Origin of the sequence: Streptomyces sp. HUAS CB01, from assembly GCF_030406905.1 — a bacterium.
GTDB classification, from domain to species: domain Bacteria; phylum Actinomycetota; class Actinomycetes; order Streptomycetales; family Streptomycetaceae; genus Streptomyces; species Streptomyces chengbuensis.
Map to the genome: position 1 here is coordinate 7,489,244 of NZ_CP129137.1, position 24,346 is coordinate 7,513,589.

Consider the following 24,346-nt stretch of genomic DNA (forward strand, 5'->3'; position numbering starts at 1 on the left):
GGAACGGCCGGGCGGGAGCACGGCCGGAGCGCCGGTCAGGAGGGGCAGCCCGAATCGGCGATCACGAAGTGGCCGGGGGAGACCTCCTCGAGGGTGTGGGTGACGAAGACGTTGTACAGCCCCATGTTCTGACCGGAACCGTTGGCGTAGACCGTGCCGAGGACCTGATGGGCACGGCCGGCGGCCACATGGTTGTAGTTGTTGTCGGTGTGGCAGGCGTGGGGCGCACCCGTCGTCGTCACCCGCACCGGGGCCGACGGCGCGCCGGCGGAACCGCCCCCGTCCACGGCCGAGACGGTGTACGTGTACGTCGTGCCGGGGGAGAGACCCGCGTCGGTGAACGAGGTCGACGACGGGGTGCCGGCCACGGCCCCGTCGCGCAGGACCCGGTACGAGGCCGCACCCGCGACGGCGCCCCACGTCAGGGAGACCGACGCGTCCGAGACCGCCGCGACGGACGGTGCGGACGGCGCGGGCAGCGTGCCGCCGCCGTCCGGAGCGGCGAGCCCCCAGGAACGGCCGATCCAGTAGGAGCCGCAGATGTTGGCGTCCAGCACGTACGCGCCGGCGATCCCGCACTGGGCTTCCCCGCTGCCGGGATCGACCGGCTGCCCGTGCCCCATGCCGGTCAGGGAGTACGACTCCACAACGGCCCGGCCGCCGCTGCCTCGGTACACCTTGTGCGGATGGCCCTGCACCGTGTCGCTGACGTCCGCGACCGTGTCCGTCCCGTGCACGTCGGCCCACTGCTCGACGAGCTCGTTCATGTTCATCGGCGCCACGGTGCCGTCCGCCGTGCCGTGCCACACCGCCATCACCGGATACGGGCCCGTGTACGACGGGTACGCCGCCCGGACCTTGTCGCCCCACTGCCGTGCGCCGAGGTCGGAGCCCGGGCTCATACAGCCGAACGCAGCGGCGACGGTACGGGCGCAGTCGAAGGGGACGCCGGCGACGACCGCCGCCCCGGCGAAGACGTCCGGGTAGGAGGCGGCCATCACCGCGGTCATCGCGCCGCCGGCCGACAGACCCGTCACGTACACCCGGGAGCGGTCCGTGCCGTGGTCGGCCGCCATCCGGTCGGTCATCTGCTTCACGGACAGCGCCTCGCCCTGACCGCGTGAGAAGTCGGCCGACTGGAACCAGTTGAAGCAGGAGTTGGCGTTGTTGGCGGACCGCTGCTGCGGGAGCAGCAGCGCGAAACCCCACTGGTCCGCCCAGCGCGTCCAGCCCGTCTCGTTGTCGTACGCGGCGGCGGACTGGGTGCAGCCGTGCAGGGCGACCACGAGCGGGCGGCCCGCCGGCAGACCGTCGGGAACGTACCGGAACATCTGCAGATTGCCGGGGTTGGAGCCGAAGCCGGTCACCTCCGTCAGACTCGCGGCCTGTGCCGGAGCCGGGAGAAGGCCCAGGAGGAGTGCGAACAGGGACAGGAACAGGCCCCCCGCGACCCGCGAGAGCGACGGCCGTGACGGCCGCCCGCGCACGGGCCGGAAACCGAGGGGAAGGGAACGTGCGGGATGTGGACTCATGGTGCCGCCTTGGTCGTTCGGCCGGACGGGAGCGGCGGCCGCACCTCGGTGCCGGTACGGGAGCCGGACACCACTGCGCAGCCCCCGGGTTACGCGGAACGTACGACCGGTGCGACGGGGCCGGTAATGGCGGCGCGCACCACCCCGCACCCGCCCGCGATGTGATCCGTCACCGTTGCAGCCGTGCCCCTGGGGACCCGCGACCGACACCTGTCCCACGGCTCCCTCCGGGGGACATGCGCGTCGACCACCACGGCACGGGAGCACCCGTACACAGCCGATGGCCCTGACCCGGGTTCGGGGCAGGGCCGTCGGACGTGGGCCGGTCGGGGAGGACCCCCGGGGTGACCGGTGGGCTCAGACGCCAGTCGGTGACGCCGGAGGGAGGCCGTCGATCACCGACACGGTGTCGCCGAGTTCGTGGGCGACGTCGGCGCGGGTGCCGTCCGGGGGCACCGCCACCCCGAAGGGCAGGTTGCCTACCGGGGTCGCCGTGACGGTGTGGGTTGCCGTAGTGATCACGGACACGGTGTCGCGAGAGGTGCATTGCGGTGGGGCATGAGGCCCTTCCGGGAGCCGGTGCCGATGTCGCCATCCCCACCGAACCCGGAAGGCCCTCACCCGTTCACGCTCCCTCAGCCAAGACCTGCATCACCCGTCCACGACCTCCCGGGACATAACACCCGGCCCCCGGGCGGTGCCGGGCTGCCGACGGTGCCGGGGTCCGCGGACCGGGAGCGGACGTGCCGTGCGGTGGGTCCGCGGGTCGGGAGCCGACGGTGCCGGGGTCCGCGGGCCCGGACCGGAGGAGTCACGCGGTCCGCGGGTCGGGGCTCCTCAGGGCTCGATCAGTCCCACGCGGATCGCGTACCGCGTGAGCTCCAGCCGGTCGCGCAGCCCGAGCTTCTGGAGCAGGTTGGCCCGATGGCGCTCGACCGTCTTGGCGCTGATGAAGAGGATGTCGCCGATCTCCTTCGAGGTGTGTCCCTCCGCGACGAGCTTGAGGATCTCCTCCTCCCGCTCGGTGATGGGCTTCGCCGGGAGCGCGTCGCCCTGCCGGGCCCGGTCGAGGTACTTGCGGATGAGCGTCGTCTCGGCACCGGGGTAGATGAACGGCTCGTCCCGGATGGCCGCCCGGCAGGCGGCGACCAGGTCCCGGTCCGCCACGGACTTGAGGACGTATCCGCTGGCCCCGGCCCTGAGGGCCTCGAAGAAGTACTGCTCGTTGTCGTACATGGTCAGGATCAGGATGCGCAGCTCCGGCCGGAGGCGGGACAGCTCGCGGGCCGCCTGGAGCCCGGTCTGGCGCGGCATCGCGATGTCCAGGATGGCCAGGTCGATGTCCGTGGAGCGGGCCTGGGCGACGGCCTCGGCGCCGTCGTCGGCCTCGGCCACGACGGTCAGGTCCGGTTCGTTGTCGAGGATGAGCTTCACCCCGTGGCGTACGAGGGCGTGGTCGTCGGCAAGCAGAATGCGAGCCGGTGAGGTCATCGGGCGTTCCCCTTCGGGTCGGTGACGTCGAGCCGTACCTCCGTACCGCCGTTCCGGCCCGGGCCCACGGTCAGGTCGGCGCCGATCAGCAGGGCGCGTTCGCGCATGCCGCGGATACCGGCGCCCTCGGGGGCACTGCCGATGCCCTTGCCGTCGTCCCGCACGAGCAGCCCCACACCGCCGGCAGGCAGGGTCCGCAGGTGCAGTTCCACCTGGCCCGCGCCGGAGTGACGGGCCGTGTTGGTGAGCCCTTCCTGGGCCACGCGGTAGAAGACCAGTTCGGTCACATGGTCCAGAGACGGAAGCCCGGGGCCGATGTGCAGCCGCACGTCCAGGCCCGGGGTGGTGAATTCCGCGGCCAGGGCCCGCAGGGCGCTGTGGAGGCCCAGCTCCTCCAGCACCCCCGGCCGCAGCCTCCGGGCGATGCGCCGGATCTCGTCCAGGCTGGCCCGCACGGTCTCCTGCGCCTGGTGGAGGTCCCCCCGTACGGGCTCCTCGGCGCGGTCGGCGGCGTGTTTGATCTGCAGCAGAACGGCGGTGAGGGTCTGGCCGATCTCGTCGTGGAGCTCCTGGGCGACGCGCCGCCGCTCGGACTCCTGCGCGGAAAGCACCCGGCCGCTGCTGGTGGCACGCTCGGCCTCCAGACGGTCGAGCATCGAGTTGAACGTCTTCGTCAGCTCCGCCATCTCGCCGCGGCCCGTGACGACCGGCCTGGCGCCCGGCCGCAGCAGATCGGCCGTGGTCATGGCGCGGGTCAGCCGCTGCAGCGGAGCGAGCCCGATCCTCAGCAGGACCGCGTTGGCGATCAGCATGGCGACCAGCCCCGCCCCGATGACCGCCGCCTCGGCCAGCAGCACGGGCGTGGAGACCGTGACCGGTCCGAGGAGCAGCAGGACCGCCACGACCAGCACGGCGGCGTTGAGGAGGAAGATCCGCCAGTACAGCGACATGCGCGCGCCTTTCTCGGTGGGCTCCCACCTCCACTATTGCCTTCCCGCCGGCGAGGGGCCTCCCTTGCGTGCCCGAGGTGCGCCGGGACCTGCGGCCCCCAGGTCAGCCTCGCCGCCCCGCGGGTCCCGCGTCCATACGTGCTGACACCCATGTTCGAGCCCGGCGGCGAGGTGGCACCATGGCACCTCGCCGCGTGCCCCGCCCGCACGGGCAGGCGCCGCCGTACGCACATCAGTCCGCAAGACCAGAGGGGATGGGCCGTGCCTGCCTCACGGATGAGCACCACGCCACTGCCCGGCATCGGTGTCCAGTACGACCTCACCACGCGTGAACACCGTCATCTGTCGGTGATCGCGCATCGGGACGGCACCCGGACGGTGAACGTCTACCGGGCCGACGACCCCGACGCCTGCGCCCAGTCCCTGCACCTCTCGCCGGCGGAGACGGCGTCGCTCATCGACGCGCTGATGCCGGACCACCACAGCCCGAACGTGCTGCACACCACGGACCTCGGCCTCGTCGCCGAGCGCATCGAGCTGTCCGCCCACTCGCACTGGAACGGCCGGGTGCTCGGCGACATGCGGATGCGGACGGAGACGGGAGCGTCCGTGGTCGCCGTGCTGCGCAGGGCGGAGGCCATCCCGTCGCCCACCCCCGACTTCCGGCTCGCCGGCGGCGACACCCTGATCGTCATCGGTACCCGTGAGGGCATCGAGGCGGCAGCGGCCATCCTCGGACGGGAGTGACCCGCGTGCACTCCGCCCTCTTCCTGATCGAGTTCGGTGCGATCATCCTCGGCCTCGGACTCCTGGGCCGTTTCGCCGGCCGCCTCCGCTTCTCCCCGATCCCGCTCTACCTGCTCGCCGGTCTCGCCTTCGGCGAGGGCGGACTCCTTCCGCTGGGAGCGAGCGAGGAGTTCGTCGCGATCGGCGCCGAGATCGGCGTCATCCTGCTGCTGCTGATGCTGGGTCTGGAGTACACGGCCAGCGACCTGGTGTCCAACCTCAAGACCCAATATCCGGCCGGCCTGGTCGACTTCACCCTCAACGCCGTGCCCGGTGCCGTCGCGGCGCTGCTGCTCGGGTGGGGGCCGGTGGCGGCGGTGGTCCTCGCCGGCGTCACCTGGATCTCGTCCTCCGGAGTCATCGCCAAGGTCATGGGCGACCTCGGACGGATCGGCAACCGCGAGACGCCCGTCATCCTGAGCATCCTCGTCCTCGAGGACCTCGCCATGGCGGTCTATCTGCCGATCGTCACCGCCCTGCTGGCCGGTGTGAGCCTCGCCGCGGGCAGCCTCACCCTCGCGATCGCCCTCGGCGTGGCCGGAGCGGTGCTGTTCGTGGCCGTGCGCTACGGCAGGGTCATCTCGCGCTTCGTCTCCAGCGACGACCCCGAGAAGCTGCTGCTGGTCGTGCTGGGGCTGACCCTGCTCGTCGCGGGCATCGCCCAGCAACTGCAGGTCTCCGCGGCGGTCGGCGCGTTCCTCGTGGGCATCGCCCTGTCCGGGGAGGTCGCGGAGGGCGCCCACACGCTCCTCAGCCCGCTGCGGGACCTGTTCGCGGCCGTGTTCTTCGTCTTCTTCGGCCTGCACACCGACCCCGCCAGCATTCCGCCGGTCATCCTGCCCGCGCTCGCCCTCGCCGTCGTCACGGCCTGTACGAAGGTCGCGACCGGGTACTGGGCCGCCAAGCGGGCCGGCGTCGGCGTCAAGGGCCGCTGGCGCGCCGGCGGCACCCTGGTCGCGCGCGGTGAGTTCTCCATCGTCATCGCGGGCCTCGCCGTCACCGCCGGCATCGAGCCGGCCCTGGGCCCGCTCGCCACGGCGTACGTCCTCGTCCTCGTCGTCATCGGCCCCCTCACCGCCCGCTACACCGAGCCCCTCGCCACCCGCCTCACCGGGCGCGGCAAGCCGGCGGGGACGGCCCCTGCGGTACGGCAGACACCGGAACCCTCCACGGACGGCCCCGCCCGCGACGCGGACGCAGAGCGGGAGGTGCTGTCGGAGCGGGACGCGGTGGACCGCGCCTGAGCGACGGGGTGTCCGCGGAGACCCTCCGGTGACAGCCCTGCCCGGCGGCAGGGGTGTCCGGACCCCGTGACGGACGTCAGAAGGGCCCGCCCGGCACGGGCGCCCGGCAGGTGGAGGCACCGTGGTGCGAGGGCGGGAGCCCTTCGGCCGTGGCGCCTCCGCATGTCGGGGCCGGTACGCACGCGGACCGGCGCCCCGGCGACGGTCCCGGAGCCCTCGGCCCGTCCGTTCCGGAGGCACGCGGTCCGGGTGCCCTCGGCGCCAACGCAGTTGCCTTGACGCCTGAGCCGCAGGACTACGCCGTCTTGTCTTGGGCTGACTCTCGGTGCCAGTGGATTTCGGTCACCGCCTCCGAGGCCTCCCGGCGGACCTCGGAGTGGGGGTGGTGGAGGGAACCGCTCGACGAGCGGTAGCGCTGCCTGGTCGTGAGTGCAGCCGAGGACGGCCAGGACGTAGGCGAGGAGCAAGGGAAGTCCCGTGCCCTGCGCACGAAGAGCGCGTACGGATCACGCGCGGGGCACGGCCCGGAGCCGGGGGCCGGGCGGATGCGGGAAGCCGGCTCCTGCTGACGATCGATCTCTGCGAAGGCGGACTACGCGGTGCGCGCGGCGCTCTACCCGGCCGCGGCCGGGGAGGACGCCCGGGGGAGGCCGAGGCGATCGCCGCCGGCAGGGCATCCCGCACACGTTGCTGGAAGGCATCCGGGAGGTCTGCGCCGGGCCGGCCCGGTGACCGGCAGGCGCGGCGGCCGCGGAGGGTACGGGCTCGCCCGGCCCGCAGACACCGTCGGCGTCGCCGATGTGATCCGCGCCGTCGACGGGCCCCTCGTGTCCGTGCGCGGGATGCCCCCGGCCGAACTCTCGTACCCGGCACCGGCGGAGGCACCGCTGCCGTTGTGGATCGCCCCGCGCGTCAACGTGCGCAGGATCCTCGGCGAGGTCCCTCGCCGACGTCGCCGCCTCGGAGTTGCGCGGGGAACTCCTCGGCCTCGTCGCCGACCCCGGGGCGTGGACCGATCCCTGACGCCCGGTCAAGAGCAGGCCCGGGGCCGTTTCGGAGTCGTGTCCCGTCCACCGTGTGAGACGTCCCCCGGGATGGGAGCAGGCCCCCTTGACGTGCCTACCGGGGCGCCGGACACTCCCAGGCAGGATTCCCCAGTGAACGGGTGGGAAATGACAGGGCGCCCGGAGCCGGCCGACAGCGGTGCTTCGTGCGTCCGCCTGCGCTCCCCCCTGCTGACCTCCCGCCGCCACATCGATCTGCAGCGTGTCTGCAGTGCGGCGCACCACCTGTCCTGAGACCGGCGCGTACCCGCGGGCACCACCTGGTGCACCGCACCACGCCCCGGCGGCTCCCGCGCGCCCGCCGCCTTCCGCATGCCCCAGGACCAGAAGCAGGACCGGAACGGGAGAGACACATGTCCGCAACCCCTTCGAGCATCACGCCGTCCGTCCCGTCCACCTCGTCGTTCCGGGGCCGGATCGGCTGCGACGCGCGCAGTGGGCACTACCCCGTGCCCCGCCGCTACCGGCTCCATCTGTCGCCGGCCTGCCCGCACTGTCTGCGGATCGCCGTGACCCACTCCCTGCTCGGCCTCCACGACGTCCTTCCGGTGGTGCACCTGCCCGCCGTGCCCGACGGGCCGGACGGGGGCCACGCCGCGCTGCGGCCCCTGTACGAGGCCAGTGCCCACCACTACGCCGGTCCCGCCGCCGCGCCCGTGCTCAGTGACGACTGGACGGGCCGGATCGTCAGCACGTACACCCCCGACATCCTGCGGGACCTCGCACTGCACTTCGGCGGACAGGGCCGCGGGCGGGTCGCGCTGCATCCGCCGGGTACGGAGACCGGGGCCGAGGCCGTCGAACGGCTCTGCGAGACCGTGGCCGAGGCCGCGCAGTCCGCCGGGCGGCCCGGTGGTGACGCTGCCGCGCGCGGGACCGCCCTCGGCTCCCTGATCGGTGCTCTCGGCTCACTGGAGGAGCTGCTCGGTTTCCGGCTCTGCGTCCTCGGCGACGAACCGACCGCCGCCGACGCGCTGTTGTGGGTGACCCTGGTGAGGCTGGACACCGTGGACCGCTGGCACCTCGACGCCGCGGCGGTGCACCGGATCGCCGGACATCCGCGGTTGTGGGCGTACGCTCGGCGGTTGGCCGGCCACCGGGCGTTCGGCCCCCATCTCGACCTCGACGGCATCGCCCGCAGGCACCACGCCCAGTGCCGTGGTCTGGAGGCGGCCGGGGCGGCCGTCCAGATCCTCGACTGGGCGGCACACCTGCCCCGCGGGAACCCGTCCCGGCCCCACTGAACGGGACGGCATCCGGGCCCGGTCGCACCGCGTGGCGAACCGGGCCGGGCCGGCCGAACGGGACGGCACCGCGGCCCGGTTGACCGGGGGCGGGACCGGCCCCGGCGCCGGGCGGGAACGGGGCCAGGGCCGGGGCGGACCGCAGGGGAGTGTCAGACCGGCGGGGTCGGGTTCACCGGCGTGGTCATCGCGTCCGTGGCGACGCGCGGACCGGGGATCGGCAACTCGGGCTGCGGGACCTCCGTCTGGTGCACGGAGACGATGCGCCGGGGAGCGGGCACACTGATGCCCTCCGACCGGTAGCGCTTGTGCAGCCGCTTGATGAACTCGTGCTTGATCCGGTACTGGTCGCTGAACTCACCGACCCCGAGGATCACCGTGAACCCGATACGGGAGTCACCGAACGTGTGGAAACGTACGAGGGCTTCATGGTCGGGAAGGCCCCCCGCGACCTCGGCCATCACGCTCTTCACCACCTCGATCGTGACGCGCTCGACGTGCTCGAGGTCGCTGTCGTAGCCGACACCCACCTGCACGTTGAGCGACATCTGCTGCTCGGGACGGTGGTAGTTGGTCATGTTGGTGCCGGACAGCTTCGTGTTGGGGATGATCACGAGGTTGTCCGAGAGCGTACGCACGACGGTGTTGCGCCAGTTGATGTCGACGACGTAGCCCTCCTCACCGCTGCTGAGCTTGATGTAGTGCCCCGGCTGTACCGTCCGGGACGCGAGGATGTGCACGCCCGCGAAGAGATTGGCGAGTGTGTCCTGGAGAGCCAGCGCCACCGCCAGACCGCCGACACCGAGCGCGGTGAGCAGCGGCGCGATGGAGACCCCCAGGGTCTCCAGCATCACCAGGAAGCCCATGGCCAGCACGACGACGCGGGTGATGTTCACGAAGATGGTGGCCGAACCGGCGACTCCCGACCTGGACTGCGCCAGGGCCTGCACCATCCCGGCCACCACCCGCGCGACGGTGACGGTCGCCGCCAGGATCAGCACCGCCGTCAGCGTCATGGTGACGTTGCGTCCGACCCTGGACGTCAGCGGGAGGGCGGAGGCGGCGACCGCCGCGCCACCGGTCACGGCGGCCCAGGGGACGATCGTCCGCAGGCCGTCGACGATGATGTCGTCGCCGCTCCACCTCGTTCTCCCGGCCCGGACGCCGAGCCATCTCAGGATCACCCGCAGCAGCACGGCGGCCGCTGTGCCGGCCGCCAGCGCGATACCGGCGACGATCAAGTCGTGCAGTGTGAGGGCCCGGGTCACTTCGTGCCTCCCGGTGCGTGGGGGAGGGCGCGGCCGGGTGAGTTCGCCGCAGTGAACCGGATGTGATGTGTCGTCACGTGCCACCTGTGCGTGTCGGGGGATGCCGTGGTGCGTCGCGCCGGGCCGATCGGATCCGTCCGGCGCGACGAGTCATCCTGCCGCATCTGCCGTACCGTCACATGATCGGCCCCCGTGGTGCGTCCGCGCCCGGACGCACCGTCATCGGGAGCGTGAGGGCGGCGCCCCGTACGGGATTCCGGGCGCGGCTCCGACTCGCCCCTCGGCCTCCGGGGTGTGGCTCCGGTGCGGCATCGACGGCACCCCACCCGGGACGGCGGCGCCCGGCCGGTGGGCGCGGGGTGCGCCTCTGTGGGCGATGCGGACCGCCCGGAGCCTCGGCTCGGCCTCAGGGGCGCCGGGACCCGCGCCGGCCCACGGCTCGGCCGGCGGTCGTGACGACGGCAGGTGGTCCATGAATCGGAGACGATCGTCACATATCAAAAATCATTGATGATCTTAAATCATCAGGTAGATTCCATGTCGTAGTCACCAAAGACGCCTGCACTGCCTCAGGGGTGCGACAGTGCGGGGGCCGCCTCCTCCGGGACGGGGTGAGAACGGCCATGGGGCACGGCTGCGCGCCGAGCCCACGCGGGGCGGTGTCCGTGCATGCGATGGGGAGCGTGCACGGGCACCGCCTCTCGTCGTTCCTCGGGTGGCTGCTGGGTGGCTGCTGGGTGGCGTACGGGGTGCGCCGCCGCGTCACTGCTCGAAGCAGACGGGGTCGCGCGGCGAGGTGCGCACCCGTGCGAGCAGGCCGCGGAGTGCGGTGGTCTCCTCCGGCGTGAGGTCGGCGAAGAGTCCCTCCTCGACCTCGGTGACGGCCTGATGTGCCTTGGCCAGGAGGCAGCGGCCCTCCTCGGTGATCGCCACGATGTGGCGCCGGCGGTCCGAGGGGTCCCTGCGGCGTTCCACGAGATGGGCGGACTCCAGGTCGTTGAGGACCCCGACCAGGATGCTCGGGTCCACCTCGAGCGTCGCGGCGAGAGCCCGCTGGCTCATGAATCCCGACGTGCCGAGCAGCATCAGCGTCGTGCCCTGGCGCACGGCCAGGCCGCAGGACCCGAGGGCGTGGTGGACGCGGCTGTTCGCAATGGCGCCGTTCCGGGCCAGCAGGAATCCGAGCCGGTCCAGGGGGTCGCTGTCGGCCGCCGTGACGGCCGCGATGTCGTCCACTGTCATCCGATCATGTTATCCGTGGGGGCAAATGATTGCAACATGTTAATCATCCTTATCTCACCATCATGCGTCAGAGCGTACGGCTGGACAGTGATAGGTGTCGGTCGTGCGGCATTCCGTGCATGAGGCAACCGTCACATCACTTAAATCATTGACATGACTCAACGGTCTGATAGCTTCAATGCAAGCGCGATGGCCTGGAGCCCGCAGCCGGTCGACGCACCGGCGGCGGCTCCTCGCAGAACCTCGAGCACCGCGCCTTGTGGACGGATCCCGCCTACGCGGCGGATCCGTCGTTCGACGCCCCGACAACCGGGCGTAGCAAGGAGAGACCACGATGAACAAGCTGATTCGGCGCATGGCCGCCACCACCGCCTCCGCGACCCTGGCCGGCCTCGCCCTGATCGGCACCGCGGGCACCGCGTCCGCGGACTCGCGTCCCGCGGCCCCCGCGCAGCGGAACGCGAACACCACCGTCACGGACCGCGGTGACGACGGCCGCCAGGACCGGGAACAGCGTCGTCCCGACCGCGACGGACGCTGGGAACACGACGGACGCGGGGACCGGCACGGCCACGGCCACGGCCACTGGCGTCACGGCAAGGACGGTCACTGGTACTGGCACGGTGACGACCGCCGCACGTACTACCGCTACGACGGCCACCGCTTCGCCCGCTGGCTCGACGGCAGGTGGGTCATCGTCCTGCTCGACCGCGGGCCCGCCGCCGACCGCTGGTACACCGACCAGATCCTCGACGCCTGGCAGAACGACGGCCGCCGCGTCTGAGCGCGGGCCGCGCCGAGGGGCGGAGAGGCCGCGCCGGTGCCGTCGACGGGTCCGCTCCGTACGGTCCGGCACCGGCGCGGAGCCGGCGTGCCGCTGCCGGGCGCGATGCCCGGGGTCCACACGCCGCCGGGGTGCGTCGCGCGACGCCCGCCCGTCGCGCCGTGGGTGCCCCCGTCCGCCTCTCGGCCCACGCGTCCCCCCGGCTGATCCCCGTCCGCCGTCGTGCGGGCACCTGTGTCTCGGCCCACGCTCCTCGGCGGCCTCCCGTCGCCGGTGCGCCGGCTTCCGTACTGCTCTCACTTCCGGAGTCCACCATGCTCAAGAGCACCGTCATCCTCGCCATCCAGCACCTGCGCACGACCCCCGACTCCGCGGGAACCGGCCGTCACCGCGGCCACCGCGCCACCGAGCGCCTCGGCTTCCTCAACCTTCCCGGCCATGGCAGGCACCGCCGTGAACTCGCGATCGACCTCCGGGCGGACGCCACGCCGTGCTGAGCGGCCGGCCCTCAGGCGGCGAACGGCTGGGCGATGGACCCGCCGGGCCACGAGGCGATCAACGTCGCGCTGGTCCTCGGCACGCACTTCCCCGGGCCCGGCGCGGAACACGTCGCCCCCGACGGCGACGCCTACCGGCTGGTGACCTGACCTGCCCTTATCCGTGCTGATCCATGCTGATCCGTTCTGAGCCGGCCCTGGCCGCCGACGTGATCCGACGTGATCCGACGTGATCCGGCGCGACCAGGCCGGGACGGGCCCGCGGGCCGGGGTGCCGTCCCGGCGTGCGCCGTCGGATCAGGCCGGGGTCGGTTTGCGGATCGGGCCCGGGTCACCCGGCCGTACCGGGCTGCGGCGCGGGGGAGGGGAGCCGTGGCGGGAGGCCCGGCGGCACGATCCACGGCTCGGTGGGGTGTCTTCGGCCGTGCGTGGACGGTGATCCGGGCGAGGTCCGGGTGTCGTCCTCGCCGGGCCGGGGCGCGTCCGGGGGCTCCGCGCCGTCGGCGGCCCCCCGGGACCGGACGCGGAACAGGCAGCTGAGCGGATCGTGGGTGTGGGAGTCGAGCCAGTATGCGTCGACGCAGGACGCGGCCGGAGTGGGTGCGGTCTCCCTGGCGATGGCGTTCATGCCTGGGGAACGACCGACTCCGCCCGGGGGAACGAGACCCGCCCGCGTCGCAACCGAAACGTCATCAGGGGTTCCCGCCCGGGCGGTGCGTGAGCGCCCGGCCACTCCGGGTGGTGCCGGGCGGTGGAAATGCCGCGCCCGTGTGATGCCGGGCATAGGAGGCACGTCACGTCCTAACGGCGGTAGTAGCGCGCGGAGCCGGTCGGCCTTCGGGGAGCGGGTCGAGCGCATGAATTCGGACATTTCTCCGTAGAGCGGTAGTACGTCACATCTTTGCGTCCGGGCGGGGGTGCCCTCCACGATGGCTGACGTTCCGGGGAGTGAGTGCCGGGCCGAGCGGGTCGCCACCCGCGCCGACCGCTCAGCTCCTGCCGAACCACCGTCGGTTCCTCCCCCTGCAGTCCATCATTGGAGTCCCCCCGCATGACCGTTCGCACGCAGACCACCACCGGCCGCATCGCCCGTCTCCGCAAGCTCTCCGTCGCCGGCATCGCCACCGCGGGTGCCGCGGCTGCGGCCCTCACGCTGGCCTCGTCGCCGGCGCACGCCGTCGAGCAGGCTTCGGCGAGCGTCGCGGCCGGGAAGGCTGTGGCGGCCGAGGCTCCGGCGAAGAAGGCGAAGAAGGAAAAGAAGCAGTACAAGGACAACCTCGACGGCTGGATCCGTGAGGCCCTGGACGTCATGAAGTCCGAGGACATCCCGGGCAGCTACGAGGGTCTGCACCGCAACATCATGCGCGAGTCCGGCGGCAACCCGAACGCGCAGAACAACTGGGACGTCAACGCCCAGAACGGCACCCCGTCCAAGGGTCTGCTGCAGGTCATCCAGCCCACCTTCGACGCCTACCACGTCAAGGGCACCAAGCACGACGTGACCGACCCGGTCGCCAACCTCACCGCGGCCGCCAACTACGCCGCCGACCGCTACGGCTCCATCGACAACGTCGACTCCGCCTACTGAGCCGCTCCGGGTCCCTCCCGGAGCAGGCCGGGCCCGGGCCGGCGGTGAAGCCCCCGAGTCCGTGCCCGCTCACCCGGGCCGCCGGCACCTCCACGGTGCCGCCGGCTCCGAACGGCGAATGCGCGCCCCTGTTCCCGCCACCGAGGCGGCGACGGGGGCGCCTTTGTCTTCCCGTTGTCCTTCCCGAGCGCTCGCGGACCTTCCCGCTCGCCGGCGGACGTTCCCGTGCGCCCGCGGACCTTCCTGCTCGCCGGTGGATCGTCCCTTTCGTTCGCGGACCTTCCCGCTCGTTCCTCCTCCGGCCGCATCCGGGGCCGGCCGGGAACTCCCGCGGCGGACACGGCCCCGGCGCCGATCGTGGGCGGGGCCGCCCCTCCGGTGAACAGGGAACCGGTGGAGATGAGGCGTTGTTCTCCCCGATGTCGCCAACGCCCTCTGGTAAGGCGTCACTTGCGCCGCGATGCTGAAGCGTCGCCACGTGCGCACCGGGCGTACGTGGTCGTCCGCCTTCACCGGAGTCGCCGTGCTGTCACCTGGATGGAAGCCCGCTGGATGGAAACGATCCGCTGGTTGGAGACGATCCGCGACCGTCATGGCAGTGTGCTCGGCGCTGGCGGTCGGAGCCGCCGCGCCGGCCGCCGCAGGATCCGCACCCCCACCCGAACCCCTCCCGCGGACCGCCGCCCAGATGCTGCGGCCCGTCTCCCCGCCGGCCGCGAGCCACGCGGACCGCACCGGCGCCGATCCGGCGGGCAGGGGCTTCGAGACCTTCACCGTCGCCGACGGCGACGGGCTCGAAACCGCCCGGACCAGCCGCCCGCTGGCCCCAGGCGTCGAACTGACCTCGTACGACCGGCTGGAGTCCGACAAGTGGCTCCGGGTCGACTCCCTCTCCGTCGACCTCACCCGGGGCACGAAGGTGGACTACCTCCACCCGGGCACGGTCGCCGCCCGCAAGACGGTGTCCCTGATGGCCGCCGAGCACGATCCCGGACCCGGACGGCGTACCGTCGCCGCGATCAACGGGGACTTCTTCGACATCAACCAGACCGGCGCCCCCAACGGCATCGCCCTCCACGACGGCCGGCTGGTCAACTCGCCCGCCACCGGCTACCACCGGGCCGTCGGATTCGGCCCCGGGGACGCCGGCCGCATCCTCCAGCTCTACTTCGACGGCACCCTGACCCTCCCCGCGGGCACCCGCCCCCTCGCCGCGCTCAACGCGGCCAACGTCCCCGCGAACGGCGTCGGCGCCTACAACGCCCAATGGGGCGACGCGGACCGGGCGCTCACCGTCGACGGGGCGCAGCGCACTGCCGAAGTGGCCGTCACGGACGGCGAGGTGACCGCACCCGCCGGTGCCCCCGGCAAGGGGCCGGTCCCGCCCGGTACGACCGTGCTCGTCGGCCGGGACGCCGGCGCGGACGCGCTCACCGCACTCGCCGTCGGCGACCCGGTCACACTGGAGTACCGCCCGCGTGCAGCCTCCGGGGAGGTCCCGCGCACCGCCATCGGCGCCAACGAACTCCTCGTGGTCGACGGCGAGCCCGTGGACCACGAGGGCGGCGGCAACAACACCGCCGCCCCCCGTACCGCGGTCGGCTTCTCCCGGGACGGCGGCACCATGCGGATCCTCACCGTCGACGGCCGCCAGGCCGACAGCGGCGGGGTGACGCTCACCGAACTCGCCCTGATGATGCGGCGCGCGGGCGCCCACAACGCCATCAACCTCGACGGCGGTGGCTCCTCCACCCTCGTCGCGCGGGAGCCGGGCAGCGACACCGTGCAGGTCGAGAACAGCCCGTCGGACGGCACCGAGCGGACCGTGCCCAACGGTCTGGCCCTGACCGCGCCCGACGGCAGCGGAGAGCTGAAGGGCTACCGGGTCGAGACCGCCATGGACCCCGGGACCGCGCCCACCGCCGATCCGGTCCGGGGCGGTCACCCCGAACGGGTCTTCCCCGGCCTCACCCGCCGTCTCACCGCCGCCGGTCACGACGAGACGTACGGACCCGCCGAGGGAGCCCCGCGCTGGTACGCGGAGAACCCCCTGGTGGGACGGGTCGGCACGGACGGGGTCTTCACCGCCCGGCGCAGCGGCGACACGGACGTCACCGCACGGCGTGGGAACGCCCGCGGCACCCTCCGTCTGACCGTCCTCGACGACCTGCACCGCATCCGGCCGTCGACACGGCGGGTGGGCCTCGCCGACGCGGAGACGACCGGGCGGTTCGGAATCCTCGGCTTCGACGCGCACGGTACCAGCGCCCCCGTCGAACCCGCCGATGTCGAACTCGACTACGACCGCTCCCTCTTCACCATCGCCCCGGACACCGAAGGCGGCTTCACCGTCAGGGCGCGCGGCGCCGAGCCCGCGGCCGGCCGTGTCACGGCCACGGTGGCGGGCCGGAGCACGGTCGTCGCCGTGACCGTCGGCCTGGCCGCCCGGGAGATCGCGCCGTTCGACGACGCCGCGCACTGGACGTTCACCGCCGCCCGCGCCACCGGCTCGGTCGCGGCCACGGCCGACGGTCACACCGGCACCGGACTGGACATCGCCTACGACTTCACCCAGTCCACCGCGACCCGGGCCGCCTACGCCCTTCCGCCGGCCCCGATACCGGTCGACGGCCAGCCGCAGTCGTTCGGGCTGTGGATCAAGGGCGACGGCAACGGGGCCTGGCCGACCCTGCATCTGAAGGACTCGGCCGGCTCCGACCAGTTGCTGCGCGGCCCGTACGTGACCTGGACGGGATGGCGGCACGTCGAGTTCGCGGTGCCCGCCGGCGTCGCGCACCCCCTGCGGGTCCACCGCTTCTACCTCGCCGAGACCGCCGCCACCCGCTCGTACACGGGGAGGATCGTCATCGACGACCTCACGGCGAAGGTGCCCCCCGCAGTCGAGCTGCCCGGCGAGCCGGTCCACCGGGATCGGCTGGTCGGATCGGCCGCGAGGACCGAGGGCAGGGACTGGCGGTTCGCGGTCGTCTCCGACGCGCAGTTCGTGGCCCGCAGCCCCGACAGCCCCGTCGTCGCGCAGGCCCGCCGGACCCTGCGGGAGATCAGAGCCGCGCGGCCCGACTTCGTGGTGATCAACGGCGATCTGGTGGACGAGGGTTCGCCCGATGACCTGGCGTTCGCCCGTACCGTCCTCGAGGACGAACTGGGCGGCGAACTGCCCTGGTTCTACGTACCGGGCAACCACGAGGTCATGGGCGGCAGGATCGACGACTTCGTGGCCGAGTTCGGGCCCGCGCAGCGGACGTTCGACCACGAGGGAACCCGGTTCATCACCCTCGACACCTCCAGCCTCGGGCTCCGCGGCGGCGGGTTCGCCCAGATCAAGGAGCTGCGTGCCCAGCTCGACGCGGCGGCCGCCGATCCACGCATCGGCTCGGTGATGGTCGTCCAGCACGTGCCGCCGCGCGACCCCACACCGCAGAAGGGCAGCCAGCTCGGCGACCGCAAGGAGGCGGCCCTGCTGGAGAGCTGGCTCTCCGCCTTCCGCCGGTCGACGGGCAAGGGAGCGGCCTTCGTCGGCAGCCATGTCGGCACGTTCCACGCCGAACGCGTCGACGGAGTCCCGTACCTGGTCAACGGCAACTCCGGGAAGACGCCGTCCACTCCGGTGGACGAGGGCGGGTTCACCGGCTGGTCACTGGTCGGCGTCGACCGGGTGTCGCGTGCCGAGCAGGCGGTGGCGCGGCACGCGCCGTGGGCCGGAGGGCCGGACTGGGTGACCGTCCAGACCCGCGCACACGTCGACGGGCTGACCCTCGACGCCCCGGCGTCACTGCCGGCCGAGGCCGAGGCGCCCGTCACGGCCACCGTCCGTCAGGGCCAGAGCGCGGGTGCCCGTGAGGTGCCTGCCCGCTTCCCGATGAGCACCGACTGGAGCGGCTCGCCGAACGTGTACGTGGGTGATCCCGGCCGTGCCGGGCCGTGGCACGTCGCCGCGTACGACCCGTCGACGGGCCGCCTCACCGGACTGCGCCCCGGGACGGCCGTGCTCGTGGTGACGGTGAACGGGACGAGGGCCGAGTCCCGTGTCACCGTGGCCGCATCGTCCGGGTAGGGACACGGGCGCGAGCACGGGTACGGGTACGGGCGTGAGCACGAGCACTGTCGGGCATCGACGGCCTGGCCGCTCCGCACCGTCACGCGTCTCCGACCGGTCCGGGTCGCCGCCGGCCGCCATGCGGCCTCCGGCCCCGGGCCGGCCGAGGCGGGCACAACACCCCAGGTGCCGAAGGAAATCCGGGTGACGTGCGGTCGCCCCACTCCTTAACCTCGGCGCCATGAACACCGCCCAACTCCTCAATGTCGTCGATGTCGAGGCGACCTGCTGGGACGGCACACCGCCCCCCGGCGCCGTCAGCGAGATCATCGAGATCGGGCTGACCGTGGTCGACCTGCGGGCGGGTGAGCGGGTGGCCCGGCACCGGATCCTCGTGCGCCCGCGACGGTCCACGGTCAGCGCCTTCTGCACCGAACTGACCGGCCTCACCCAGGCCGAGGTGGACACGGGCGTCGAGTTCGCCGAGGCCTGCCGGCTGCTCGCCGCGGAGCACGCCGCCGGGGTGCGGCCGTGGGCCAGTTGGGGGGACTACGACCGCAAGCAGTTCACCGGGCAGTGTGCCGCGACCGGTACGACGTACCCCTTCGGGCGCCGGCACACCAACGCCAAGGCCGTGTTCACCGAGGCCCACGGCCTGCGTAAACGCCCGGGTATGGCACAGGCGTTGAGGATCGCCGGACTCCCTCTCGAGGGCCGCCACCACAGTGGTGAGGACGACGCCTGGAACATCGGCGCACTGGTGCTGTCGCTGGCCGGGCGCGGCGACTGGCCGGGATGAGGGCGCTCGCGGGCCGCGGGAGCGGAGCGGCGGCGCCGGGGCGGGCGTGGCGAGGCCCCGCCGTGCGGATGCGGCGGGGTCCCGCGGCGGTGCGCAAGGGGGAGGAGCACCGCGTCGTCCCCGGCGGGCGGGTGCCGGGGATGCGCACAGTACGCGCCAACCTGGCGGGAAAGGAACCCTTGTGCAGGCACTCGCCGCACATGGTGCCCACCGACGCGTACACCGGGTGTCCACCCGTCCTTCCGTCGCTGCTCCGGAGCCTCGACGGGACTGACGCGACACCACGGCGGCGAGCCGTCCGGCGCCCACAGCGCCCACCGCCGGCGTGTGATCGACGGGACGCGAACGTCGTCGGTCCGACGCGCCTGCCCGACGTGGGCGGCGCCCGCTGACGGCGCCCGGCCCGTGCGTCTGGAGCGACCGGGCACCCCGAGCGCATCATCGAAGGGGAGGGGGCCGGTGGGGGAGCCGACCGGCGAGGAGCGGCGATGAGGCTGTGGTGTCCGGGACCACGCGGGACATCCGGAATCCCTGGGAACGCGGCCGGGCGACCGGGCCTGCCGAACGGCTCGATGCCCGGGCGGGCGCCTCCTGAACCGCCGCGTCCGGAACCGCCGTGGGACTCCGGTCCGGGGCCGTCGTGGGGACGCTCGGAAGGCCCGTCTCATGAACCGCCGCGTGAGTCGTGTCCGGGCCTCTCGCGGAGGGCGTCCGGGGAGCCGCCGCGTGAGTCGTGTCCGGAACCGTCACGGAATGCGTCTCCGCAGCCATGGCCAGGACGCTCGGAAGGCTCGTCGCCGCAACCGCCGCGTGAGTCGCGTCGGGAACCCTCGGGGGAGTCGCCTCCCGGGTCTTCCGGCGCGAGGTCGGGAGGCGCGTCCGGGAAGCCGTCCCCGGAGCGGCGTCCGCAGGTCCCACCGGTGCCCTCGCCTGATCGAGGAGCCCGCCGCGAGCCGGGCGGAGCGCGACCGGGTCCCGAGGACCTGGTTCGCGCCGCGCGGGCCGCGGGCGTGCGGGACGAGCGGGTCCTCGAAGCCCTGCGGAGGGTCCCGCGGGACGCCTTCGTACCGCGCGCGGAGGCAGGATCCGCGTACCGGGACGCCCCCGTTCCCCTTCCGCACGGTCAGGTGACCACCCAGCCGTCCCTCGTGGCCCTGATGGTGGAGGCGCTCGGACTGACCGGTGGTGAGCGCGTCCTGGAGATCGGCACGGGCTACGGCTTCCAGACCGCCGTCCTGGCCCGGCTCGCCGGCGAGGTCGTCAGTGTGGAGCGCCTGCCGGACGTGGCGGGGCGGGCCCGCCGCCGGCTGGCCCGGGCGGGCATCGGCAACGTCTCCGTGAGCACCGGCGACGGCACGCTCGGCGTGCCGGAACGGGCGCCGTACGACGCCGTCGTCGTGTCCGCGGCCTTCCCGGAGGTGCCGGGGCCGCTCGTGGGCCAGTTGCGCACCGGCGGCCGGCTGGTCCAGCCGATCGGTCCGGGCGGGCGCGAACAGGTGCGCCAGTACGAGCGGACGCCTCGGGGCCTCGTCCTGCGCCGGACCGTCGTGTCGGCCCGCTTCGTCCGGCTCTACGGAGTGCACGGATACCCGCCCGGCACGGAGCCGTGAACGCCCGTCGGGCCCCGGGCCCACCGGCTCGCGAGTTCGGCTTCGCGCGGGCCGAACCGGCCCTGGCGCACACCGGTTGGCCCGGCGCAGGAATCCTGCGGCCGTCGTCCGGCTGGTCCCGGCGCCGACGAGTCCTCGCGCAGAACCTTCACGTTGCGTCGGCGGACGCGCGTGATCCCCGCGCCGTCGATTCCATGGAATCGATTCCCCCGGACCGCCCCTGACACCGTCCGGCCTCGGACGTCCGGTGGGATCCGGCACCGGCCCGGCCTGGATGTGTGCCGCCCGCGACGCCCCGCCCGCCGGGCCGTGACACCGTGTCACGGCCCGGCGGGCGGGAGCGCGTCCTGGCTGCGTCCCGGCCGTGTTCTCCGCCACGGCCCCGCTGCGGCCCGGGGCCCGCCGCCCCGCACGGCACCCGGCGCCGCCCGTTCAACGATGTGACTACTCATGCCGTTGAGTACCCTGCGAGGGTACGGAACGGGAAACGACACGGAGCGGGAGGCGGAGCCATGGCGTTGCGCCATGCGGTGCTCGCGGCGCTGCTGGACGGGGAGTCCAGCGGCTACCAGCTCGCCAAGACCTTCGACCTCGGCGTGGCGAACTTCTGGCACGCCCTGCCGCAGCAGCTCTACCTCGAGCTGACGAAACTGGAGAAGGCCGGTCTCGTCGAGGGCCGCCAGGTGATCCAGGAGTCCCGTCCGCCGAAGCGGCTGTTCACCATCACGGAGGAGGGACTGGAGGAACTGGCGCGCTTCGCGGAGACCTCCGTGAAACCGTCGTTCATCCGCGACGACCTCCTGGTCAAGGTGCAGGCCGTCGACAGCGCGCCGCCGGCACCGGTGATCGAGCAGCTCGACGAGCGGGCCGCGATGGCCGCCGCCAAGACCGCCATCTTCGAGCGCTTCCTGCGGCGGCTGCGCGGGGACCTCGACGAGGACACCTTCCTCGCGACCGCCGACCGCGTCGGCCCGTACCTGACCTGCCTGCGGGGTCTGCGCTTCGAACAGGAGACGGCCGACTGGTGCGCCCGGACGGCGGCGGTCCTCCGGGCGCGGCAGAGCCGGTCGGTGGAGGGGGGCCTGCGCCCGCGGGACGCCTGACGGCCGTTCTGTCCGGGGCCCGGCCGTCTGCGGCTTTCCTCTGCCGCCTTCCGCCGGCTCGCCGAGGTGCCCGTTCCCCTGCCGCACTCAGGCACGCGCGCGGCCGCCGGCGCCTCGCACCGACCGGCGCCCTGATCGCCCACACTTCGGCCACGTGGCTCGTGCCTGTCGCCCCGCAGATGGTCGCCCGGTGGCCGGTCGTCCGTCGGCCGTGGGGCCGGCGACGGACGACGGACGACGCGGGCTGCCTCCCGGCTCACCCGGGCCCGGGCGTCAGGCCAGCTTCTTCAGGACCTCGGCGGCGACCCCGGCGGACGAGGCCGGGTTCTGGCCCGTCACCAGATTGCGGTCGACGACGACGTTCGCGGCCCAGGGCTCGCCCGCCTGGACCTGCACACCCGCCTCGGTCAGCCGGTCCTGGAGCAGCCACTTCGCGCGGTCGGCGAGGCCGGCCTGGGTCTCCTCGGCGTTCGTGAACGCGGCGACGCGGTAGCCGGCGAAGGCGTTCGAGCCGTCGGCCTGCGTCGCGGCGAGCAGGGCGGCCGGGCCGTGGCAGAGCACCGCGAGCGGCTTCCCCGAGTCCAGCGCGTCGACGAGGAGCCGCCCGGAGACCGGGTCGACGGCGAGGTCCTCCATCGGGCCGTGGCCACCCGGGTAGAACACGGCCGCGAACGCGTCGAGGTCGACGTCCTCCAGCTTCACCGGGCGCCGGAGTTCGTCGAGCGCCGAGAGACCGGCGGTGACCCTCGCGGCACCTTCCGGGCCGCCGTTGACCTCGGGTGCCAGGCTGCGCTGGTCGACGGTGGGCACCACGCCGCCGGGGGTGGCGACGACGACCTCATGACCGGCGGCCTTGAACGCCTCGTACGGGGCGACGGCCTCCTCGGCCCAGAAACCGCTGGGGTGGCGGCTGCCGTCGGCGAGGGTCCAGTGGTCGGCGCCGGTCATCACGAAAAGGATCTTCGACATGCTTGGTACTCCCAGTGAGGAGCGGGCCCTCTTCTTCACGGGCCCGGAGATGCGTGCGGTACCGACCGTAGACCCGCGCAACCATAGGAAACCAATGGATGAGTCGATCCCTGCCATAGGCTTTCCAATGGATTGTGAAGGCGCTTCCGGGCCGGGGGAGGGCTAGGGTTCCTGGCGTGAGACATGAAGAAGACGCCGGTGGCGACCCGGTCGGGCGAGGGCACCGGCCGCGCCGGCCGGTCCTGCACGACCCGGTCCTGCACGACCCGGTCCCGCACGACCCGGACCCGGACCGCCGGGGCAGGAGCAGCGGCGGGGCTCCGGGAGGCGGCCCGGGGCCGGACGCGCCTTCGCCCGCCGTGCACGCCGATCTGAACCTGCTGCGCACGTTCCTCGCCGTGTACCGGTCCGGCTCGTTCACCGCCGCCGCCCCGCTGCTGGGTCTGTCGCAGCCCACCGTGACGACACAGATGCGCGCGCTGGAACGGCAGTCCGGACGCGAGCTGTTCGTACGGCTGCCCCGAGGTGTCGCGCCGACCCCGGTGGCCGACGAACTCGCCGCCCGCATCGCCGCGCCCCTGGACGCGCTCGCCGCCGCGACCGGGACGGGTGCCTCCGAAGGCACACCCGCCGAGCCGGTCCATCTCGCGGGCCCGGCCGAACTGCTGTGCAGTCGCGTGCTGCCCGCCCTGGCGCCGCTCGTCGCCGAAGGCGTACGGCTGCGCGTGACCATGGGCCTCACCGACGCGCTCCTCGACGAACTGCGTGCCGGCCGCCACGACCTCGTCATCGCCACCACCCGGCCGCGCGGCCGGACCCTCTCCGCCGTGCCGCTGATGGACGAGGAGTTCGTCCTCGTCGCCGCTCCCGTGTGGGCGGAGCGGATAGGGGGCGGCGTGACCCGCGAGGGGCCGTCGGCCCTGCACCGTGTCCCGCTGATCACGTACGCCGAGGACCTGCCCATCACCCGGCGGTACTGGCGCCATGCCTTCGGTACCCGCCTCTCCTGCCACGCGGCCGTCACCGCCCCCGACCTCCGGGGCGTGGTCGCCGCCGTCACGGCCGGTGCGGGCTTCGCGGTGCTGCCGCGCTACCTCTGCCTCGACGAACTCGCCTCCGGGGCCCTCGTCCTCCTGCACGACCTCGACGAACCGCCCATCAACACCTGCTACCTGGCAGAGCGTCCCGGCGTCCCGGACAACCCCCGGGTGGCGCCGGTCCGCGACCGACTCGTCGAGGCGGCCCGCACCTGGTGAACGCGGACGGCGCCCGGTGGACGCCGCCCGGGCAGGCTGACGGCAGCGGTCAGCTCCGGCCCTGCGGAATCGCGGTGCGTCCGCCTCAGGAGGGCCGGTCCCGGTGCCCGTTCGCCGTCCGCCGCCGTTCACGGTCGTGCTGCCGGACGACGTCCGCCGTCCACGGGCACATCACCAGCCGGTCGATCATCGCGGCATCGAACCAGCGGAACATGACGCCCTCGGTGATCGGCAGCGCGTCCGCGTCGCCGTTCCACCGACCCAGGAACACCTGGATCTCGCCCTGGGTGACACCGTCGGGACCGGTGCCGGGGACGACGGTGTAACGCCGGAGGCCGGGCAGCGTCAGGCCCGCCTCCTCGCGCAGTTCCCGGCCGATGGCCTCCTCCAGGGACTCCTCGCCCTCCGGCCTCCCACCGATCAGGCTCCAGGTGCCGGGATGACAGATGCCCGGAACGTTGTCCCGGAGATGCAGCAGGTACCGGCCCGCGTCGTTCACGAGCAGTACGGCCGTTCCGGTGCGGCGCGGGGGCCGTTGCGACCCGAGCCCGCCGTACGGGACGGCCCCGTCCACCGACACGGCGCCGCCTGCCGGCACGGCGTCGCCCGGCGACTGGGTCCCGACGGCCGGCGCACTCCCGTCCGCGGGCGCCCTCCCGACCGTCGGCACGGTCCCGTCCACCGGCACGGCGTCGCCCGGCGGCAACGGCCGGTGCGGTTGCGGGGCGTGCGCTGCCGACACCTCGGCCCCGGTCGCAGGCTCGGCCGCGCCCCCGGACCCGGCGCGTGGACCCGGCACCCCGGGCGCCGCGCCCTGCGGAGTCCGAACACCGGCCGACGGCAGGTGTGTTGCCGGGTGTCC

Annotated in this window: 21 protein-coding genes; 12 read left to right on the top strand and 9 right to left on the bottom strand. The window is 73.3% G+C overall.

Annotated features, from left to right (window positions below):
• Positions 1–35 precede the first annotated feature (35 nt).
• From QRN89_RS32855 to QRN89_RS32870, 4 genes are all read right to left on the bottom strand, one after another.
• The gene (locus tag QRN89_RS32855) at positions 36–1,439 is read right to left on the bottom strand and encodes an extracellular catalytic domain type 1 short-chain-length polyhydroxyalkanoate depolymerase (protein WP_290353954.1); all 1,404 of its coding nucleotides are present in this window, start codon (positions 1,437–1,439) and stop codon (positions 36–38) included.
• A gap of 450 nt (positions 1,440–1,889) precedes the next feature.
• On the bottom strand, positions 1,890–2,054 hold the full coding sequence (locus tag QRN89_RS32860) for a hypothetical protein (protein WP_290353050.1): 165 nt from the start codon (positions 2,052–2,054) through the stop codon (positions 1,890–1,892).
• A 315-nt stretch (positions 2,055–2,369) separates the two neighbouring features.
• A complete protein-coding gene (locus QRN89_RS32865) occupies positions 2,370–3,023 on the bottom strand; it encodes a response regulator (RefSeq protein ID WP_290353051.1) in 654 nt (217 codons plus the stop codon).
• Positions 3,020–3,973 carry a HAMP domain-containing sensor histidine kinase gene (locus QRN89_RS32870; RefSeq protein WP_290353052.1) on the bottom strand — a complete coding sequence of 318 codons (954 nt, stop codon included), beginning with the start codon at positions 3,971–3,973 and terminating at the stop codon, positions 3,020–3,022. Before QRN89_RS32870 ends, QRN89_RS32865 begins: the two co-directional genes overlap by 4 nt.
• A 276-nt stretch (positions 3,974–4,249) precedes the next feature.
• Between QRN89_RS32870 and QRN89_RS32875 the strand changes: the two genes are divergently transcribed.
• From QRN89_RS32875 to QRN89_RS32890, 4 genes are all read left to right on the top strand, one after another.
• Positions 4,250–4,720 (top strand): cation:proton antiporter regulatory subunit, encoded by a 471-nt coding sequence (locus tag QRN89_RS32875; RefSeq protein WP_290353053.1) that lies wholly within the window; start codon positions 4,250–4,252, stop codon positions 4,718–4,720.
• Between the two features lie 5 nt (positions 4,721–4,725).
• Entirely contained in the window at positions 4,726–6,003 is a 1,278-nt protein-coding gene (locus tag QRN89_RS32880) for a cation:proton antiporter (RefSeq protein WP_290353054.1), read from the top strand.
• Positions 6,004–6,602: 599 nt separating this feature from the next.
• Positions 6,603–7,301 (top strand): Rrf2 family transcriptional regulator, encoded by a 699-nt coding sequence (locus tag QRN89_RS35680; protein ID WP_356948676.1) that lies wholly within the window; start codon positions 6,603–6,605, stop codon positions 7,299–7,301.
• Between the two features lie 119 nt (positions 7,302–7,420).
• Positions 7,421–8,311, top strand: coding sequence for a glutathione S-transferase C-terminal domain-containing protein (locus QRN89_RS32890; protein WP_290353055.1), 891 nt, complete (start codon positions 7,421–7,423; stop codon positions 8,309–8,311).
• A gap of 152 nt (positions 8,312–8,463) precedes the next feature.
• Here QRN89_RS32890 and QRN89_RS32895 read toward each other — a convergent pair whose 3' ends face one another.
• Both QRN89_RS32895 and QRN89_RS32900 read right to left on the bottom strand, forming a co-directional pair.
• Positions 8,464–9,579, bottom strand: coding sequence for a mechanosensitive ion channel family protein (locus QRN89_RS32895; protein WP_290353056.1), 1,116 nt, complete (start codon positions 9,577–9,579; stop codon positions 8,464–8,466).
• Between the two features lie 762 nt (positions 9,580–10,341).
• A complete protein-coding gene (locus tag QRN89_RS32900; protein ID WP_290353057.1) occupies positions 10,342–10,821 on the bottom strand; it encodes a MarR family winged helix-turn-helix transcriptional regulator in 480 nt (159 codons plus the stop codon).
• Positions 10,822–11,155: 334 nt separating this feature from the next.
• Between QRN89_RS32900 and QRN89_RS32905 the strand changes: the two genes are divergently transcribed.
• Both QRN89_RS32905 and QRN89_RS32910 read left to right on the top strand, forming a co-directional pair.
• Complete coding sequence (locus tag QRN89_RS32905) at positions 11,156–11,605, top strand: hypothetical protein (RefSeq protein ID WP_290353058.1); 450 nt, start codon at positions 11,156–11,158, stop codon at positions 11,603–11,605.
• 314 nt (positions 11,606–11,919) lie between these two features.
• Positions 11,920–12,102, top strand: a complete 183-nt coding sequence (locus QRN89_RS32910) for a hypothetical protein (RefSeq protein ID WP_290353059.1) — start codon at positions 11,920–11,922, stop codon at positions 12,100–12,102.
• 331 nt (positions 12,103–12,433) lie between these two features.
• Here the strand turns inward: QRN89_RS32910 and QRN89_RS32915 are convergent, their stop codons facing one another.
• A complete protein-coding gene (locus QRN89_RS32915) occupies positions 12,434–12,730 on the bottom strand; it encodes a hypothetical protein (RefSeq protein WP_290353060.1) in 297 nt (98 codons plus the stop codon).
• A 423-nt stretch (positions 12,731–13,153) separates the two neighbouring features.
• Here QRN89_RS32915 and QRN89_RS32920 point away from each other — a divergent pair, with 423 nt between their 5' ends.
• The 5 genes from QRN89_RS32920 (at position 13,154) to QRN89_RS32940 (ending at position 21,259) form a co-directional block, all read left to right on the top strand.
• Positions 13,154–13,690, top strand: coding sequence for a transglycosylase SLT domain-containing protein (locus QRN89_RS32920; RefSeq protein ID WP_290353061.1), 537 nt, complete (start codon positions 13,154–13,156; stop codon positions 13,688–13,690).
• 592 nt (positions 13,691–14,282) lie between these two features.
• On the top strand, positions 14,283–17,765 hold the full coding sequence (locus tag QRN89_RS32925) for a phosphodiester glycosidase family protein (protein WP_290353062.1): 3,483 nt from the start codon (positions 14,283–14,285) through the stop codon (positions 17,763–17,765).
• Positions 17,766–17,988: 223 nt separating this feature from the next.
• Positions 17,989–18,546 carry a 3'-5' exonuclease gene (locus tag QRN89_RS32930; RefSeq protein ID WP_290353063.1) on the top strand — a complete coding sequence of 186 codons (558 nt, stop codon included), beginning with the start codon at positions 17,989–17,991 and terminating at the stop codon, positions 18,544–18,546.
• Between the two features lie 572 nt (positions 18,547–19,118).
• Entirely contained in the window at positions 19,119–20,156 is a 1,038-nt protein-coding gene (locus tag QRN89_RS32935; RefSeq protein ID WP_290353064.1) for a protein-L-isoaspartate(D-aspartate) O-methyltransferase, read from the top strand.
• Between the two features lie 512 nt (positions 20,157–20,668).
• Positions 20,669–21,259, top strand: coding sequence for a PadR family transcriptional regulator (locus QRN89_RS32940; protein ID WP_290353065.1), 591 nt, complete (start codon positions 20,669–20,671; stop codon positions 21,257–21,259).
• A gap of 273 nt (positions 21,260–21,532) precedes the next feature.
• On the opposite strand, the gene QRN89_RS32945 is transcribed toward QRN89_RS32940, so the two are convergent.
• On the bottom strand, positions 21,533–22,228 hold the full coding sequence (locus QRN89_RS32945) for a type 1 glutamine amidotransferase domain-containing protein (RefSeq protein ID WP_290353066.1): 696 nt from the start codon (positions 22,226–22,228) through the stop codon (positions 21,533–21,535).
• A gap of 359 nt (positions 22,229–22,587) precedes the next feature.
• Here QRN89_RS32945 and QRN89_RS32950 point away from each other — a divergent pair, with 359 nt between their 5' ends.
• Positions 22,588–23,484 (top strand): LysR family transcriptional regulator, encoded by an 897-nt coding sequence (locus QRN89_RS32950; protein ID WP_290353955.1) that lies wholly within the window; start codon positions 22,588–22,590, stop codon positions 23,482–23,484.
• Positions 23,485–23,569: 85 nt separating this feature from the next.
• On the opposite strand, the gene QRN89_RS32955 is transcribed toward QRN89_RS32950, so the two are convergent.
• Entirely contained in the window at positions 23,570–24,283 is a 714-nt protein-coding gene (locus QRN89_RS32955) for an NUDIX hydrolase (RefSeq protein ID WP_290353956.1), read from the bottom strand.
• Positions 24,284–24,346 lie beyond the last annotated feature (63 nt).

Excerpts from the sequence above, each read along its gene's own strand:
- QRN89_RS32925 (WP_290353062.1), top strand. The coding sequence starts at position 14,283 with ATGGCAGTGTGCTCGGCGCTGGCGGTCGGAGCCGCCGCGCCGGCCGCC.
- QRN89_RS32940 (WP_290353065.1), top strand. The coding sequence starts at position 20,669 with ATGGCGTTGCGCCATGCGGTGCTCGCGGCGCTGCTGGACGGGGAGTCC.
- QRN89_RS32870 (WP_290353052.1), bottom strand. The coding sequence starts at position 3,973 with ATGTCGCTGTACTGGCGGATCTTCCTCCTCAACGCCGCCGTGCTGGTC.
- QRN89_RS32900 (WP_290353057.1), bottom strand. The coding sequence starts at position 10,821 with ATGACAGTGGACGACATCGCGGCCGTCACGGCGGCCGACAGCGACCCC.
- QRN89_RS32865 (WP_290353051.1), bottom strand. The coding sequence starts at position 3,023 with ATGACCTCACCGGCTCGCATTCTGCTTGCCGACGACCACGCCCTCGTA.
- QRN89_RS32935 (WP_290353064.1), top strand. The coding sequence starts at position 19,119 with ATGCCCGGGCGGGCGCCTCCTGAACCGCCGCGTCCGGAACCGCCGTGG.
- QRN89_RS32945 (WP_290353066.1), bottom strand. The coding sequence starts at position 22,228 with ATGTCGAAGATCCTTTTCGTGATGACCGGCGCCGACCACTGGACCCTC.
- QRN89_RS32905 (WP_290353058.1), top strand. The coding sequence starts at position 11,156 with ATGAACAAGCTGATTCGGCGCATGGCCGCCACCACCGCCTCCGCGACC.
- QRN89_RS32915 (WP_290353060.1), bottom strand. The coding sequence starts at position 12,730 with ATGAACGCCATCGCCAGGGAGACCGCACCCACTCCGGCCGCGTCCTGC.
- QRN89_RS32910 (WP_290353059.1), top strand. The coding sequence starts at position 11,920 with ATGCTCAAGAGCACCGTCATCCTCGCCATCCAGCACCTGCGCACGACC.
- QRN89_RS32875 (WP_290353053.1), top strand. The coding sequence starts at position 4,250 with ATGAGCACCACGCCACTGCCCGGCATCGGTGTCCAGTACGACCTCACC.
- QRN89_RS32920 (WP_290353061.1), top strand. The coding sequence starts at position 13,154 with ATGACCGTTCGCACGCAGACCACCACCGGCCGCATCGCCCGTCTCCGC.
- QRN89_RS32930 (WP_290353063.1), top strand. The coding sequence starts at position 17,989 with ATGAACACCGCCCAACTCCTCAATGTCGTCGATGTCGAGGCGACCTGC.
- QRN89_RS32890 (WP_290353055.1), top strand. The coding sequence starts at position 7,421 with ATGTCCGCAACCCCTTCGAGCATCACGCCGTCCGTCCCGTCCACCTCG.